The organism is Nitrospira sp. (genome assembly GCA_029194535.1).
Taxonomy (GTDB): Bacteria; Nitrospirota; Nitrospiria; order Nitrospirales; family Nitrospiraceae; genus Nitrospira_C.
This window is the reverse complement of record JARFXR010000001.1, coordinates 172,087-186,830: the sequence shown is the minus strand read 5'-3', so window position 1 is coordinate 186,830 and position 14,744 is coordinate 172,087. Positions and strand designations below refer to the sequence as shown.

At 60.9% G+C, this 14,744-nt stretch carries 14 protein-coding genes; 2 read left to right on the top strand and 12 right to left on the bottom strand.

The genetic code is table 11. The features are described 5' to 3' along the window. Nucleotides 1–45: 45 nt before the first annotated feature. The 10 genes from P0111_00810 to P0111_00765 form a co-directional block, all read right to left on the bottom strand. Complete coding sequence (locus tag P0111_00810) at nucleotides 46–909, bottom strand: universal stress protein (GenBank protein MDF0642541.1); 864 nt, start codon at nucleotides 907–909, stop codon at nucleotides 46–48. Nucleotides 910–940: 31 nt separating this feature from the next. Continuing rightward, entirely contained in the window at nucleotides 941–2,191 is a 1,251-nt protein-coding gene (gene pfp / locus P0111_00805; protein ID MDF0642540.1) for a diphosphate--fructose-6-phosphate 1-phosphotransferase, read from the bottom strand. A gap of 97 nt (nucleotides 2,192–2,288) precedes the next feature. Further along, nucleotides 2,289–3,143 (bottom strand): formate/nitrite transporter family protein, encoded by an 855-nt coding sequence (locus P0111_00800; GenBank protein MDF0642539.1) that lies wholly within the window; start codon nucleotides 3,141–3,143, stop codon nucleotides 2,289–2,291. Nucleotides 3,144–3,149: 6 nt separating this feature from the next. Then, nucleotides 3,150–5,897 (bottom strand): formate dehydrogenase subunit alpha, encoded by a 2,748-nt coding sequence (gene fdhF, locus P0111_00795; protein ID MDF0642538.1) that lies wholly within the window; start codon nucleotides 5,895–5,897, stop codon nucleotides 3,150–3,152. An 11-nt stretch (nucleotides 5,898–5,908) separates the two neighbouring features. Further along, nucleotides 5,909–7,429: an NADH-ubiquinone oxidoreductase-F iron-sulfur binding region domain-containing protein gene (locus P0111_00790; GenBank protein MDF0642537.1), complete on the bottom strand. Its 1,521-nt coding sequence runs from the start codon at nucleotides 7,427–7,429 to the stop codon at nucleotides 5,909–5,911. After that, nucleotides 7,426–7,908: an NAD(P)H-dependent oxidoreductase subunit E gene (locus P0111_00785; GenBank protein MDF0642536.1), complete on the bottom strand. Its 483-nt coding sequence runs from the start codon at nucleotides 7,906–7,908 to the stop codon at nucleotides 7,426–7,428. Before P0111_00785 ends, P0111_00790 begins: the two co-directional genes overlap by 4 nt. A 32-nt stretch (nucleotides 7,909–7,940) precedes the next feature. Then, nucleotides 7,941–9,320 (bottom strand): hypothetical protein, encoded by a 1,380-nt coding sequence (locus P0111_00780; GenBank protein ID MDF0642535.1) that lies wholly within the window; start codon nucleotides 9,318–9,320, stop codon nucleotides 7,941–7,943. Further along, entirely contained in the window at nucleotides 9,304–9,528 is a 225-nt protein-coding gene (locus P0111_00775; protein MDF0642534.1) for a DUF2934 domain-containing protein, read from the bottom strand. Before P0111_00775 ends, P0111_00780 begins: the two co-directional genes overlap by 17 nt. 37 nt (nucleotides 9,529–9,565) lie before the next feature. Further along, a complete protein-coding gene (locus tag P0111_00770) occupies nucleotides 9,566–10,501 on the bottom strand; it encodes a universal stress protein (protein ID MDF0642533.1) in 936 nt (311 codons plus the stop codon). Nucleotides 10,502–10,543: 42 nt separating this feature from the next. Then, the gene (locus P0111_00765) at nucleotides 10,544–10,963 is read right to left on the bottom strand and encodes a cupredoxin domain-containing protein (protein ID MDF0642532.1); all 420 of its coding nucleotides are present in this window, start codon (nucleotides 10,961–10,963) and stop codon (nucleotides 10,544–10,546) included. Between the two features lie 797 nt (nucleotides 10,964–11,760). On the opposite strand from P0111_00765, the gene P0111_00760 reads away from it, so the two are divergent. After that, nucleotides 11,761–12,447, top strand: a complete 687-nt coding sequence (locus tag P0111_00760) for an alpha/beta hydrolase (GenBank protein MDF0642531.1) — start codon at nucleotides 11,761–11,763, stop codon at nucleotides 12,445–12,447. Beyond that, entirely contained in the window at nucleotides 12,425–12,853 is a 429-nt protein-coding gene (locus tag P0111_00755; protein ID MDF0642530.1) for a universal stress protein, read from the top strand. The genes P0111_00760 and P0111_00755 overlap by 23 nt, the downstream gene beginning before the upstream one ends. Before the next feature lie 7 nt (nucleotides 12,854–12,860). On the opposite strand, the gene P0111_00750 is transcribed toward P0111_00755, so the two are convergent. Both P0111_00750 and P0111_00745 read right to left on the bottom strand, forming a co-directional pair. Next, nucleotides 12,861–13,457: an adenylyl-sulfate kinase gene (locus tag P0111_00750; GenBank protein MDF0642529.1), complete on the bottom strand. Its 597-nt coding sequence runs from the start codon at nucleotides 13,455–13,457 to the stop codon at nucleotides 12,861–12,863. A gap of 10 nt (nucleotides 13,458–13,467) precedes the next feature. Further along, complete coding sequence (locus P0111_00745; GenBank protein MDF0642528.1) at nucleotides 13,468–14,712, bottom strand: phosphotransferase; 1,245 nt, start codon at nucleotides 14,710–14,712, stop codon at nucleotides 13,468–13,470. Nucleotides 14,713–14,744 lie beyond the last annotated feature (32 nt).

The window sequence follows — 14,744 nt, the reverse complement described above, 5'->3', positions numbered from 1 at the left end:
ATCGGCTCCTCCCTTCACACCGCACCCGGGAGAGAACAGTGACGATCATCTCGTCACCAGCACCGATATGGAGGATCGTTGGGCGACTCGGGTTGATACGCTACCCAGCACCAGCCTGGCGATCGCTCCCAGGCCCTGCGCTCCCATGACGATCAAGTCCGTTCGGCGCTCCGTGGCCACCTTCACAATCTCATCAGCCGGCCTGCCCAACCGGCAGACGGCGTCGGCGACAAAGCCCGCGCCGGCCAGCTTGAGTCGATGCTCTTCAGCGAGGCGACTCCCCGCCTCCTTCAGTTCCGGATACTTGAGAAACGGCATCACATGAACCACCGTTATGTGGAGCGGTGTCCGGGCGTCCTTATCAGTGGAGACGTTCGGGCGGAATTTCGTCAGAAGCCATTTCATCGCCTGCCGTGAAGACGCCGATCCGTCGGCAGCCAGAACGATCCGGCGCACCGATTTGATGGGTGTCTTGGCGATCAGCACGGGGCAGGACGCATGATGCAGCACGTTGGTCGAGATACTGCCGAGCATCAGACGGTCCAGCGCATCGAGCCCCTGGCTGCCGACGATGACCATGCCGTGCGTGTTCGCGGCTTGCTTGAGAATCGTCGGCGCGACGCCCCCCCGCAATTCCTTCGCCTTCCCGTTGAGGCGAAGCACGCGCATCTGCCGACGCGCTCCGGCGAGGGTCTCGGCCGAGCGACGCTCCATGTGCCTGATTTCCTGCTGGATGAACCGCTCGTTCCCGGCTACCATGGACTGCGAGACAAACGGGGCGCGCAGGGCGGCGATATCCAGAACATGCAAGGCCGTTACTCGAGGCTTGTCCTTCAACGGGAGGGCCGCCGCCCAACTCAAGGCCTGCCGGCCATACTTTGATCCATCCATAGCGACTAAGACTTTCATCTCATCCATCCTTTCGTGCCTGCGGACGCGTTCAAACAGACGGCGGCTGGAACCGGTGCCTGAATACCTCCTCTGAAAGTCCGACCAAAGCGCAGTAGCGGCTCAGCTGTACGGGATTGTTGAAATCCTCCGCTCCGAGCCGAACCATGTATTGGCGGGCAATCTGATATGCCGGCGAAGCCGTATCCACCATCCTGACCTTCGTCCGGCCACTGAGCGGGTCCACCATGCGCTTGAACGGAATAGGGGTAAACCTGCCGTCCTGGATCGACACCATGGCGGCTGTCCCTCCGTCGATGAGATATTGTGCCGCACAATATCCAAGATCGCGAGTGTACTCAATGTCGTATGGAATCGGATCCGCGCAACGCAATTCATAGCCGATGTCCTTGGCCACGATGGTGGTGGAAATCCCCAAGACCTGCAGGTCCTTTGTCACTTCCCGCCGCAACAGATCACCCACATCCACATCGGCAAGGCGGCGATGACCATGCTCATCCCGTTCGACGTGCTCCAAGCCTCCGAGATCGTGGGGATCCAAAATTTCAATTAGTCCCTCAGCCAACACAACGACGCCGTGGGGTCGTCCGGCATTGAGACGCTTGATGATGGTCCCAATCAGGACATCTACGAGGTGCCGAAGTTTAACGGGTCGCTCCCTGAATTCTTCAGGAATCACCGTCAATGTTGCGCTTGCGGCCTTCCCGATTCCCAGCGCCAAATGGCCGGCCTTTCTGCCCATGGTCACTGCGAAGTACCAGCGTGAGGTGGTTTGAGCGTCTACCATAAGGTTCTTGACAATCTGCACGCCGAAATGGCGCGCTGTTTGGAACCCAAAAGTCGGAATGCCGTAAGGGAGATCGAGGTCGTTGTCGATAGTTTTCGGCACATGTACGATCTGAATGCGACCGGCAGACCGTTCTTCGAGCCTCAGCGCCGAGAATGCCGTATCATCTCCCCCAATGGTCACCAGACGAGTGACTCCAAGGCGCTCGAGAGACGACAGTACATTGTCGAGGTATTCTGCCTTCTTCGTGGGATTCGCGCGGGAGGTCCCCAAGAGCGAGCCACCATCAAAATGAATGCGGCTCACTGCCTCAATCGAAAGCGGCCGCGCGTGATTCGTATTCCCTTCCATCAACCATTTCAAGCCGTCCAAAATGCCGACGACGTTACACTCGCCGACAATACTTCGAATCGTGACGGCGCTGATGACGCTATTGATGCCGGGAGCCGGTCCCCCGCCCACCAGGATGCCGACAGTCGTCCTCTGCAATGTCATTCGTCTCTCCTAGCCCTTGGCCCAGCGACCTTCATTCGAGTCTCGCCCAGAACGTTGTACTCGCCTTGTCACGCCCCATTCTGAGAGCGCACTCCGCTTACCGAACGCGTGCAGACTGCCTCTCGCCTTCTCCGCGGAGATACACAAACCAATACACCGAGGCCACGAGGATTGTCCCGCCGAGAATATCCCCGATCGTCACGAGCAGCAGATTGTTGAGGGCGCCGGCCAGCGCAATTGGCGCGGCGCCGCCTGATGTCAGAATGATTCCGATGGGGAGAAAGTACATGTTGGCGATGGAATGTTCAAACCCGCAGGCCACGAAGGCGCTGATCGGGAAAATGATCGCCAGAATCTTATCGGCGACGCCGCGCGCGCCTATGCACAACCACAGGGCGAGGCACACGAGCACGTTGCAGAGAATTCCTCCGGTAAGGGCCGATAGAGGATCAAGCGACACCTTGGCTCGCGCGATCCGCACCATCGTGTCTCCGACCGCGCCGTCATTCAGACTCTGCACGTCGGCCAGCCAGATCAACAACGCGGTTCCGATCGCTCCAATCAAGTTGCCGAGATAGACCCACACCCAGTTCCGAAGGACTTGCAGAGCGGTCACGCGGCCGGACGCCCAAGCCATCGCGATCAGATTATTGCCGGTGAAGAGTTCCGCCCCGCCGACTACCACAAGGATGAGTCCCAAACTGAATGTCACGCCGCCCGCCAGCCGCACAAGCCCGATGGCCGTCGGTGGATCGGCGGGTCCCGTCGTGATGGTCACGGTGTAGAAGAGTGCGCCTAAGCCGATGAATGCTCCCGCCAACAGCGCCAAGGCAAGCATCGTGGGAACAGGAAGGGTGGCCTTGGTCATGCCGACGTCGCGCACCCGCACGGCAATCTGCGCGGGGGCATAGGCGTCGAGCGGTAATGCAGACGATGTCGCGACGGGCTCCATGTGCGCCTAAAGTATGAGTTGTCTGCGAATCTGTCGGAGTTCCACTTCATCTTCCGGATCGAGCGCATCCAGGTCCATCGGTTCCACACGGACGGCCGATACCTTGTATTCAGGGCACTTTGAACTTTCGTCGGCGCTCGATGAGAGCAATTCGTTAACGGTTGAAGCCGGGAAATGAAAGCTGGTGAAGAGATGCCGGGGAAGCACACGCTCGCTTCTCACGACCGCGAGAATCGCTTCCCCCCTGGCACTCACCAGCCGGACGATCGCACCTTCAGTCAGATGCAGCTGCTCCATATCGAGCGGGTGCATTTCCAACACGTCGGCATCCACTAAGGCCAGGATGTCCGTCCGCCTTGTTTGAGATCCGCAATTATAGTGCTGCAGAATGCGTCCCGTCGTCAGGACGAACGGGTATTCTTCGCCCGCCACTTCGCCAGGGGGCAGATAGTCCACCGCGACGAAGTGCGCTTTGCCTTTGGAGAATGTATCCCGGTGCATCAGAGGCGTCCCTTCGTGCGCGCCGTCCGGAATCGGCCACTGTAAGCCGGCGTGGTCGTCCAACCGGTCATATGAAACGCCCGCAAACATGGGGGTCAGTCGTGCGATCTCGTCCATGATCTCGGATGGGTGGGCGTAGGTCATCGGATAACCCATGCGATTCGACACCTCGCAGACCACGCGCCAATCCGGGAGAACCCCCTGCGGCGGGTCCACCGCCTTCCTGATCCGCTGAATCCGCCGTTCCAGGTTGGTGAACGTGCCGTCCTTTTCCAAGAAGGACGCGCCGGGCAGCACCAGATGAGCGAACTTGGCGGTCTCGCTCATGAAGAGATCCTGCACCACCAGACACTCGACCTGCCGGAGTGCTGCATGGACCTTCTTGAGATTCGGATCGGTCTGCGCCACGTCGTAGCCGATGATCCAGAGTGCCTGTAGGCGACCATCGAGCGCGGCATCCCACATATCCGGCGTCTTCATACCTCGCTTCGCCGGCAGGGGACGGCCGGTGATGAATTGATGTCGCGCCGACAGTTCGGGGTCATCCAAAGACTGATAACCGGCAAAATAGGTCGGAAGACAGCCGACGTCCGATGCTCCCTGCACGTTGTTCTGTCCGCGCAGCGGATTGATGCCGGTTCCCGGTCTGCCGATATTTCCGGTGGCTAACGCGAGGTTCACAAGGGCGATCACTCCATGACTGCCCCAGCGATGCTCCGTCACGCCGAGTCCGTGCATACACAGCGACGCACCGCTTGAGGCATAGCGACGCGCCGCCTCTCGAATAAGATGGACCGGCACCCCGGTGACCTGTTCGGTCTTTCCCGGCGTGCAGTCCGCGACTGCCTTCATCCATTCGACCAGTCCTTCCGTTCGCTCACGCACGAACTGCTGATCGACGAGATGTTCTTGAACAATGACGTGCCCCATCCCGTTCAGTAACGCCACATTGGTGCCCGGTTCGAGCTGCAGGTGCAGATCGGCCAGCCGAGCCAATTCGGTTCGGCGCGGATCGATCACGATCAACGGGACTCCGCGTCGATGAGCCCGCTTGATCCTCGCTCCGACGACCGGATGAGACTCCATCGGGTTGGCTCCCACGACCATGATGACCTTGGCGAGGTCCAGATCTTCGATCGAATTGGTGGCGGCGGAGGCCCCCAGCGTTTCCATCATGCCGGTCACCGTTGCGCTGTGGCAGACTCGGGCGCAATTATCGATGTGATTGGTTCCGATCACGCATCGCATGAACTTGCCGAACAGATAATTCTCTTCGTTCGTCCCACGACTCGAGGAAATCGTGGCCAGCGAATCGAGGCCGTGCGCGGTTTTAATCCGTGAGAATTCCCGTGCGACATACTCCAGTGCGGCGTCCCAGGAAATCTCCTTCCAGCGGTTTCCTTCCCGGAGTAACGGAGCCCGTAGTCGGTCCTCAGCAGTGATATAGGTCCAGCCGAAGCGGCCTTTCATACAGGCATGGCCGAGATTGGAGGGACCATCGTCTGCCGGAAGCATCTGCACGACCTGTCCGTCACGCACGCCGGCCTCAAACGCGCAGCCCACGCCGCAATAGGCGCAGGTGGTGCGGACGGTGTGAGCGGGGTGTCCCTGTCGGAGCACGGTGTTTTCCGAGAGCGCTCCGGTCGGACATTCCTTCACGCAGGCTCCGCAGGATACGCAGTTCGACGTCGCATATCCTCCCGCCTCACCTGACAGGGGACCGATCCCGGCGACCGGCATCGTCCAGAATCCTCGCCCCACCATCGTCAGGGCATTTGTGCCTTGGATCTCCTCGCATGCTCGGACGCAGCGCGCGCAGGAGATGCAGATCCTGTTGTCGAACGTGAAGAATGGATTCGAGTCGTCCCGTACCGGCGCGCGTTTTTTTCGGTGCCCGCCGTCGGGATAACGGACTCGATCCACTCCATGAGCGACCGCCAGCTCGTGCAACGGTCCTGACGACTCGCCGTCCGGTTGTTCGGACAAATACAGCTCGACGATATTGTGCCGATGGCGGGACAGTTCTTCGCTCTCTGTTCGTACCACCATATTCGGCCGAACCGGCGTCGTGCAGGATGCCGGAGTGCCTGATTGTCCCTCGATTTCGCACAGGCAGAGGCGACAGGAGCCGAAGGGAGCCAGGTGATGCGAGAGGCAGAGACTGGGGATCGAGATGCCGGCCTTGTGAGCGGCGGCATAGACGGTCTCACCCGGTTCAGCCGCCACGACATGTCCGTTAATGGTAAGGTTCATGGGACTACCGCTCAGCCTGTTCCTGCCTCCTGCGCTCTCAAGCGTGTCTGAAATTCGCCGGGGAAATGTTCAATCGCTGTCAGAACCGGATAGGGCGCGCGGCCTCCCAGGGCGCAGAGACTGGCCGTTCTCATCGTGTCCGCCAGATCGGTCAGCAGCGTCAATTCAGCCTTCGTCGCTCGGCCTCCGTGAACCAGGTCCAGCAATTCCCGCCCTCGGAGCGAGCCGATCCGGCAAGGCGTACATTTGCCGCAGGATTCGTCCGCCGTAAACGCCATGAAATGGCGCGCGAGTTCCACCATGTCGGTGTCCTCGTCGTAGACGACGATGCCACCGTGGCCCAGGATCGCCCCCGCATCTGAAAACGAGTCGTAGCAGATCGGAATGTCCAGTTTCGATTCCGGGAACAGGCTGCCCAACGGCCCTCCTACCTGCACCGCTTTGAAGCGGGAACCGGCCGCCATCCCTCCGCCGAATTGGTCGAGGACTTTTCGCAAGGACAGCCCGAAGGGAATTTCGACGAGACCAGGCTGCGCGACCCGCCCGCCTATCTGCAGCGCGATCGTTCCGCGCGATCGATCGGTGCCGAGAGACGCGTGCCAGGCTCCGCCGCGGGTAAGAATATTCGGCACGGTCGCAAAGGTCAGCACGTTGCTGACGATCGTAGGTTTCCGATAGAGGCCGGAGACCGCCGGATAGGGTGGTTTGGCCCGCACGACACCCCGTCGCCCCTCCAATGACTCCAGGAGGGCCGTCTCTTCTCCGCAGACATAGGAGCCGGCACCCAGCACGACGTCGATCGCGAACGGCCGGCCGTTGAGTTCGAGCAGGCCCGCCTCCTCGACCTTTCGTACCGCCGCCCGCATCGCCCCCGCTGCGGCCGGGTACTCCTGTCGGCAATACACATATCCCTTCGTCGCGCCGATCGCACGGGCGCAAATCAGCATTCCTTCGATCAGACGGAACGGGTCACCTTCCATCACCATTCGGTCGCAATAGGTGCCGGCGTCGCCTTCATCCGCGTTCACGACCACGAATTTCTCGTCAGATTCCGTCTGCCGGGCTGCCTGCCACTTGCTCCAGACCGGATAGGCCGCCCCACCGCGCCCGCGAAGGCCGGCAATCTTGAGTTCCTCGATGATCGAATCGCGAGCCATGTCCAGCGCCCTCTCGAGTCCTTCAAACCCGCCTCGCGTCCTGTATTCGTCCAGGGCGAGCGGCTGCGTGATCCCGAAGTTCGAGAAAGTGAACCGGCTCTGAGCGGAGAGAAACGGGATGGAACGGAGCGGAACTCCCCCTCGTCCCGCAACGATGTTTGGAAGGTCGCTGGCGGTGACGTTGCACCAGACCATTCGACCTTCGCGACCTTCCGTCACATCCCGTTCGATCATCGGTTCGAGGAAGAACGCACCGCGTGAGGAGGTACGGATGAGGCGGGCGTTCGACTGTTGCCGGAGCTGCTTCGCGAGCCGGTCCGCACCGACCGCCCGGGACGACGTGTCGTTGGAGAGATAGAGCGTGGCTGGGGTCATCGGTAGCAATCCACGATGGACGGAATCTGCTCTGGTTCGACTCGCCCGAAGAGATCCTGATTCACCGCCACGGTTGGCGCCACCGCGCAGTTGCCCATGCAATAGACCTTTTCAAGGGTGAAGCGACGCCCGGCGTCCGTTTCGCCGATGACAATGCCCAGATGGTCGTTGAGGGCGCGCAGGACGCGACTGCAACGGTTTGCGAAACAGGACTCTCCCATGCAGATACGAATCACGTGACGTCCCGGCGCGAAGGTACGCAGGTCCGGATAGTACGACAGGACTCCGGCGACGTCGGCCTCGGTGGCGCCGACCCGCCGTGCAATCTGCGGGATGGAGTGAGGCGGTACGTATCCCATCCGCTCCTGGACGGCTAACAAGACCTTGAGAAGTTTCGGCTTGTCGGAGGGTCCGGAACGACCGCACTCCTCCGACAGGAGTTGATCGAGGTTGCGGTCGAGTGAAGGTTGGTCTGGCATGAAGATTTGTTTCCTTCGCCTTCGCTGCGCTGTCAAACGAGTCCGACGTGTGCCCGGAGGACGTTATAATCGAACGCCGGTGTTCCCAGCCGCAGGATGCCGAGGTCCTCATGCGCGATCTCGTCGATCAGGTCGACGACCTGTGCCCGCGAAGCCGGTTGAGCCGCCGCATGCCTTGGTGTCTGACCCTGTAAGGCGGCCAGGGGTTGGTCCGGCCATTCGAGATACGCGGTGTCGAGGAAGTTTCGGACGAGAGCCAGGTCTTCTTCCTCGCTCACAACCACTGAAGGCGACTCCCCCTCAGTCAACTGATCAACCGGCAGTTCACGACGGGGCGGCGAGAGGGATTCGCCTCGAAAGTGCAGCGAGTAGCCGAACGTCGAAGCCAGTTGATGCTTGATCGCATTGAGGCGGTCCGGCGTGTCACTCTCGACGACGAGTTGCACGGGGGTGAGCGTGAGCCGCGCAACGACCACCTTCGCGCCGTTCTCGCCGCTCGCCCGTTGAATCCAGACCCGGACCGGCTTTCCCTTTTGCCCTGAGGGCATGACGGGATGCCGGAGGGAGCCGACTTCGAGTTCATTCATGGCCGAGAGACCGTCGGCAAGGAATCCGTACTCACGATGGTCATACAGAGCCAACACATAGAGAAAAGGCGCTCCCTCCCGCGTCAAGTAGCGGATATGCACGACGGCATTGAGAAGCGTGGCCAGACGCAGGTGAGCAAAGTTCCACAACAGGATATGCCCGAACCGTTTCACGAATTCCTGCCAATCCCCGAGCACGAAGGAGCCGGACGAGATTTCCATGCTCCGCTCCCATTCGCGTGAGGCGTCGAGCACCGCGCGAGCCTTGGCCGGGGAAAGGACCAGCGCACTTCCGGCGATCCGGCCGATTCCTCGCTCTGGATCCTCCGGGTCGCGGACGACACGAGTGAGGAGCACCTGTCCCGCACTCAGGTCTCGAGCATACTCGCCTCCCTGCACCAGGACCTGGACCCCGTCGCCGATCGAGCGCAGGGTCATGACATGAGGCGGATCACCGGCTCTGAACGGAAGCACCTCGAGCAGATCCATATAAGAATGCTTGAGCTGGTCGAGCCACCGCCGCTCTTCGTCCGGGATATGCTCGGTGATGACGTCTCGGAGTTGTTCGATCAGGGTGAGCTGCCCATCCTCGGGGTAGAAATCCGTGTATACGGTCAGCGTAGCCAGGTCCGCTTCTTCCGGTAGTGGACGAAGGAGATCCCCGGAGGATTCAAGATAGGGGCGCAGAGCCCGCTCGAGGGCCACCTGGCGTTGAACGGAGAATTGCGGTGCATGGGACAGGGCCTCGAGCCGAGCGAGGAGGGCCTCCAGCGAAGGGTCGAGTGGAACAGCCAACCCCTGCGGCGAGTCATTCCCGCGCTTCATGGACTTCTTCCATCACGATTGCCTCCGCATCCAGCCAGTCACGGAGCGCATGGTCTTCCAGGCGCCCACGCTGTTCCCACAATTCGTACGCCTTGTTCGAAATGCGCTCCCAGAGATCGCCCGGCAGCGTGATCGCTTTCTGTGGGCGAGGGGCAGACCGTCTAGGCTCCGGCTTGGCCCTCTTGGCTGGCTTCACCATCGCACCCATGATTGGCTCCTCGGTTAACGGTGGAAAAGGACTCGCTCTACAAGGCAGACTTCAGGGTCACTCGCTGATGGCTCGGATGGAATTTCGGATTCCGAACGGTCAGCACCGGACATTCTGCGCGACGAAGCACCGCTTCAGCGATGCTTCCGCTCAACACATGGGAGATTCCTCGCCGTCCGTGAGTCCCCATTACGAGGAGATCGCCCGGCCAGGTCCGAGCTTCGTCCAGTATGGTGTCGCCAGGGATTCCTCCCCGAATCAGACTGGTTGCCGGGATGCCGGCGGCCGTGAGCGCCGTGGACAGGGCATCGAGGCGTTTCATCAACCGCTCCCGTGTCCGCTCCCGTTCTTCTGCATGCCCGAGCGTGAAGTCCAATCCGTAGGCTACCGGTTCTAGAACATGGAGAACCTTGATGGAGGCCTTAGTCTGTCGGGCAAGCAAAGCGGCGTACTCCAGCGCGTCCAGCGAACCGTCGAAAAAATCGATTGGGACCAGAATCCGTTCCAGCGTGATCTCGGGCCTGGGAGTCGAACTCTCAGTGGCTGTCAGATGCACGGCGAGAACGGGACAGGGCGCCGTACGGATCACACGCTCCGCCGTGCTCCCAAGCAACACATGGGCCAATCCGCTCCTTCCCCTCGTTCCCAGGACGACGAGGTCGGAGTCTTCCGCCAGAGCCGCGGCGACCACCTCTTCGCTCGGGAGTCCGGTTCCGATTCTGGCGGAAACGAAGATCTCCCGAAACTCGATGCGTCGTTTGCATTCGGCAAGCTGCTCCGACGTTTCTCGCATGCGCTCCGTCAGATATTGATGATTGACGGGGTAGTCGGGGTTCATGCCCGGCACCAATTCCAAGACGCTCATAATGGTCAGACGAGCGTTCCAGAGAGAGGCGAGAGAGCAGGCATAGTCCTCCGCCCGACGCGCCCAGGAAGAAAAATCCGTTGCCAGCAGGATACGCTCGATCCTCATTCGTAACTCAGCCCTCGGGACTCATGACTCAGAACTCTGCAGCTACACCGCCTCTGCGCTCAAGAGCAGCAACTCGCCGTTCATATTCGGATGAATCGAACAGCGAAACGTATAGCGTCCGGGTCGCTCCATGTTGAAGCGGATGGTCGCCTCCCGCTTCGGATCGAGCATCACCCCTTCAAGCCCCCGCCCATAGACGATGACGCCGTCTTTCTCGATCCTCGTGGGCAGTCCTTCGAACATGGTGGACCCGAAGTCGTGCCGCTCGGCGTCATCGTTGCGGACATGGATGACGGTCGGGAGACCAAGACGAAGCGGCACCTCCTTGGTGATCAGAAACGTAAAATCGCGGATCGTCACCTCCACGCTCTGGACAGCCTGGGATTCCACCGGTACGACCGTGGCCAGCCAGCAGAGACCCGACAATGCGGCGACCGTCATCCAACCCCATACGTTCACCATGAGAACCTCCCTGTTGAAATGCCCGACGCCGGTACGCACCATCCGCCGCACGAAACCACGCGGCGCGTCTGGGTCTGCCGACCTGCTTCGCGCTCGGTCACAGGCTGCGTCGTTCGCTCCCGTTCCCTCGCCGTCCTACGCGCCGACTCTACCAAGTGCCCGGTACCACGTCGAGACGGCCTCTTCCTCGGCGCACCCTTCGTGACGGCGCGATTGAACCCGCACAGGTCAAACAAGGGAATAGCCTCACTGCGACAGTAGTGCAGCAAGGGCAATGCCAATTCAGGGAGGTCGATGATTCAGCCTGTGCCGCGTGAAGCGACTATGGCTGATAGCGCATGGTACGAAAAGGAAAACTGACGACTGAACCGCCAACCGATCGAGGGCCTGCTGTGGGCTTGTGGCTGTCTGCTCCTCGGCTCGTTGAGGGGAGCCCTGCTACAACTGCCGCGGCCTTCTGTCGCAGAAGGGGGCACCTCGCTCTTGATGGGATTATCGGGAGGAGAAAACCTCCGGTGACAGAAGCAGTTCACGGAGAGCGTACCGGCATCGGATTTGCTGGTTCCAAAGTTCCGGTGGGTTGCGTTTTGAGAAGCAGGAGGATGATGACCAAGGGAAGGTGGCTACTCGTAGGGGCAATCGCGTTGGGGCTGGCGGTGGCGGTCTATCTGTTGCTCCTGTGTCCTATGGAATGTCACTGAGTGCTTCCGCTGTCTCGACCAAGCACCGCCTTATGGATCCACCCTCTCCGGAATGATCATAGACTGATGAAGAGAGGTGAGCACGGGGAGGCTGGTATGCCGTATGGAAGTTGCGAACGGCCTGTAACTGTGTCGGAAGGCAGGCTCGTGCTCAAGGGATTTCTCGGCCTCCCGCACGGGGCCGCCGGGATTGTCCTCTTTGCCCACGGCAGCGGAAGCGGGCGGTTGAGCCCTCGCAACCGCTACGTCGCGCATCAGCTTCAGCAGGGCGGAATCGCCACATTGCTGATGGATCTGTTGACGGAACGGGAAGCAGAGGATCGTCGTAACGTCTTCGACATCGACCTCCTTGCGGACCGAATATTGATCGCCGGCCGGTGGTTAAGACAAGACGTGCTGACCAAGCCGCTCCCGCACGGCTACTTCGGGGCGAGCACCGGCGCGGGCGCGGCGCTACGGGCCGCGGCCCGAGTCCCCTCTTCGATCAGGGCGATTGTCTCGCGCGGCGGGCGGCCGGATCTGGCCGAGCCGTATCTCGCGCAAGTACAGGCTCCGACCCTCCTCATCGTCGGTGAACACGACGAGGAGGTCATCAAGCTGAATCGGGCTGCTGCCGGTTTGCTGACCTGCCGGAAGCGACTCATCATAGTCCCTGGCGCGACCCATTTGTTCGAAGAACCGGGAACGCTGGAGCAGGTCGCCGGCGAGGCGCTGAACTGGTTTCAACAGGTATTTGCGTCAGAGGGAGCAGGAGTCGTCGATGAAGATCATGTTGGCCGTTGACGGATCGGATCCATCGCTTAAAGTGGTTCGGGCCTTGAGGTACTTTCGGAGGGCGGACCGGCTCGTCCTGCTTCATGTCCTCAACGTCCCGAGACCCGCCTATCCGATGATGATGCCGGATGTGGCGGAGGAACTCTATCACGGGCTCGAGCGGAGCATGCGTGAAGACGGTGAACGGTTGTTGGACCGAATGCAATCGCTGCTCCCGCCTCATGCAGGCCCCGCCGCCAAGATGCTTCGAGTTGGCTCGCCGGCCGAGGTGATTGCGACCAAGGTGGAGGAGGAGCAAGTCGATCTGGTCATGCTGGGCGCGCGAGGGCTTGGGCCGATCAAGGAGCGGGTGCTCGGCAGCGTTTCGCACGCGGTATTGCATAAGATGCCATGTCCCCTTCTCGTATTGCACTAGCCGGCAGTCAAAGGGCGGACCATCGCGTCCGGATGAGGGTGACGATCTCCCGGGCGGCGTCCGCCGGAGAGACGGCGGTGGTGTCGATCCGCAATTCCGGATCCGCTGCCGGCTCGTAGGGTACCTGTAAGCCGGGCACAGTCGATGTGTCTCCCCTGCTGCCGCGACGGTAGGTATCCTTGCAATCTCGCCGTATGCAGACTTCCAGCGGGCACTCCACGGACACCTCGATGAAACGTGGGATAAGCGCTCGAGCCAGATCCCGATGACTCCGTTTCGTGGCTGTGGCGTCGAACAGCACCGTGACACCGTGTGCGACCAGACGCGCGCCCAGAAAGGCCAGGGCACGGTAGAACAAATCCCGCTCCATCTCCGAGTACGTAGGGGTGGGAGTGAGAATGCGTCGCACTTCGTCTGATTCCAGCACCTCCACGGTCAAGTCCAGGGCTTCCAGCTCAGGCCGCAGCCGGGAGACGATCGTGCTCTTTCCCGACGCCGGAAGCCCGGTAAGCCAGACGGCGAAAGGAGACAGGCGAGGCGTTCTGGATGAGGTGTGATCAGGATTCAACCGCCGCCTCGGCGAGAGTTTGTCATCAGGCACCATCGATCACCGATCATCGGCAATACTCATTTACCCGGTCCGGCTCAAACCGTCGTGTATCGAGGACGTTGATGATGAAATGAAAGATGCTCCGACGGACCCGGATCGGCAGGTTGGGGTACCAGACCGGGCTGGCGACGACGAGGCCGCGGAAGGCAAAGAAAGGTGCGGCGGCGGCCATAACCTCCTGATCACCGCTGGCCTCGACATAGGCCTCCCAAAACCTCCGGAACAGGATCTCGAACGGCCCTTGAAGTTTCCCCCATTGAATCAAGGAATTCAGCACGTAGTTCATCGTCATGGCCGTTACGTCGTCGGCCGGCTCGCCCCATTCGCCGCGCGACCGGTCCAGCACCGAGAAATCTGTTCCGGTTCGAAACAGCACATTGTACGGGTGAAAATCCCCATGCACCTGGGAGAGCCGATCGCCCTCGTCGCGGAGCTGCCACCGCCGGCGATTGCAGGAGTCTTCAATCGTCCGGAGCAATCTCTTGGTAATGAAACCTGGTCGTGTGGGATAGCTGTCGGTCAGCCCCATGATGCATTCGCCATGGCCGATGAGCTCCCGTAGCCGGCGCTTATAGAGATCGGGATCCCGGCGCTTCCGCGCGTGGATCTTTGCCAGGTAGCGGGCCAACGTAACCGTCCGTTGCCGGTCTAGCTGTCGCAAACTGTGCCCTTTCCTGAGGCGCTCGAGATCCGCCTGATAGCCGGTCCCCTCCGCCCATTCGTTCAACACGAAAAACTCGTGTGCCCGAGAGACTGAAAACATCTTCTGGTCTGCGGTGAAGGCGCCGACATCGAGGGCTTTCACGTGACGGGGCAGGCGGCCGTACGACTCGTAATCCCAGAGGAGGGCTTGAGCGCGATCGGCCATGTGCTCATGGCCGAAGGGACCGGGGGTGATGGTTTCAATCACGGCGGAGCTGACCGCTCGCCCGATCCGGAAGGTGATTCTGACCGGTGCCCCGTAGCCGTACTGCTTGTGCGTTCCCACAAAGTTGTCCTTGCCGATCGGCCCATAGGACAGGAGAGTGGTCTTCGGCCCGAAGCGGTCCCGGAGGTAACCGGCAAGGTTTTGTTTCGTGAGCGTCGGCATCACCAGCCGCTTACGCAAGGCACGTTCCAGAAGGTTTCTACCACGAGTCTTCGTTCCCGCAACCCTGTTGTCCCATTCGGCTTCAACAGCGGGGAAGGGATCTGAGGAATAATGCGACAGGAGCACGAGGTGAAGAGTCGGATGAGATCCAAGCGGCATAAATATCAACCTCTAGCCTGGCATCTCTCACC

Coding starts and splice junctions, on each gene's coding strand:
- P0111_00765 (MDF0642532.1), bottom strand. CDS start 10,963: ATGGTGAACGTATGGGGTTGGATGACGGTCGCCGCATTGTCGGGTCTC.
- P0111_00810 (MDF0642541.1), bottom strand. CDS start 909: ATGAAAGTCTTAGTCGCTATGGATGGATCAAAGTATGGCCGGCAGGCC.
- P0111_00770 (MDF0642533.1), bottom strand. CDS start 10,501: ATGAGGATCGAGCGTATCCTGCTGGCAACGGATTTTTCTTCCTGGGCG.
- P0111_00755 (MDF0642530.1), top strand. CDS start 12,425: ATGAAGATCATGTTGGCCGTTGACGGATCGGATCCATCGCTTAAAGTG.
- P0111_00800 (MDF0642539.1), bottom strand. CDS start 3,143: ATGGAGCCCGTCGCGACATCGTCTGCATTACCGCTCGACGCCTATGCC.
- P0111_00745 (MDF0642528.1), bottom strand. CDS start 14,712: ATGCCGCTTGGATCTCATCCGACTCTTCACCTCGTGCTCCTGTCGCAT.
- P0111_00780 (MDF0642535.1), bottom strand. CDS start 9,320: ATGAAGCGCGGGAATGACTCGCCGCAGGGGTTGGCTGTTCCACTCGAC.
- pfp (MDF0642540.1), bottom strand. CDS start 2,191: ATGACATTGCAGAGGACGACTGTCGGCATCCTGGTGGGCGGGGGACCG.
- P0111_00790 (MDF0642537.1), bottom strand. CDS start 7,429: ATGACCCCAGCCACGCTCTATCTCTCCAACGACACGTCGTCCCGGGCG.
- P0111_00760 (MDF0642531.1), top strand. CDS start 11,761: ATGCCGTATGGAAGTTGCGAACGGCCTGTAACTGTGTCGGAAGGCAGG.
- fdhF (MDF0642538.1), bottom strand. CDS start 5,897: ATGAACCTTACCATTAACGGACATGTCGTGGCGGCTGAACCGGGTGAG.
- P0111_00775 (MDF0642534.1), bottom strand. CDS start 9,528: ATGGGTGCGATGGTGAAGCCAGCCAAGAGGGCCAAGCCGGAGCCTAGA.
- P0111_00750 (MDF0642529.1), bottom strand. CDS start 13,457: ATGGTGCCTGATGACAAACTCTCGCCGAGGCGGCGGTTGAATCCTGAT.
- P0111_00785 (MDF0642536.1), bottom strand. CDS start 7,908: ATGCCAGACCAACCTTCACTCGACCGCAACCTCGATCAACTCCTGTCG.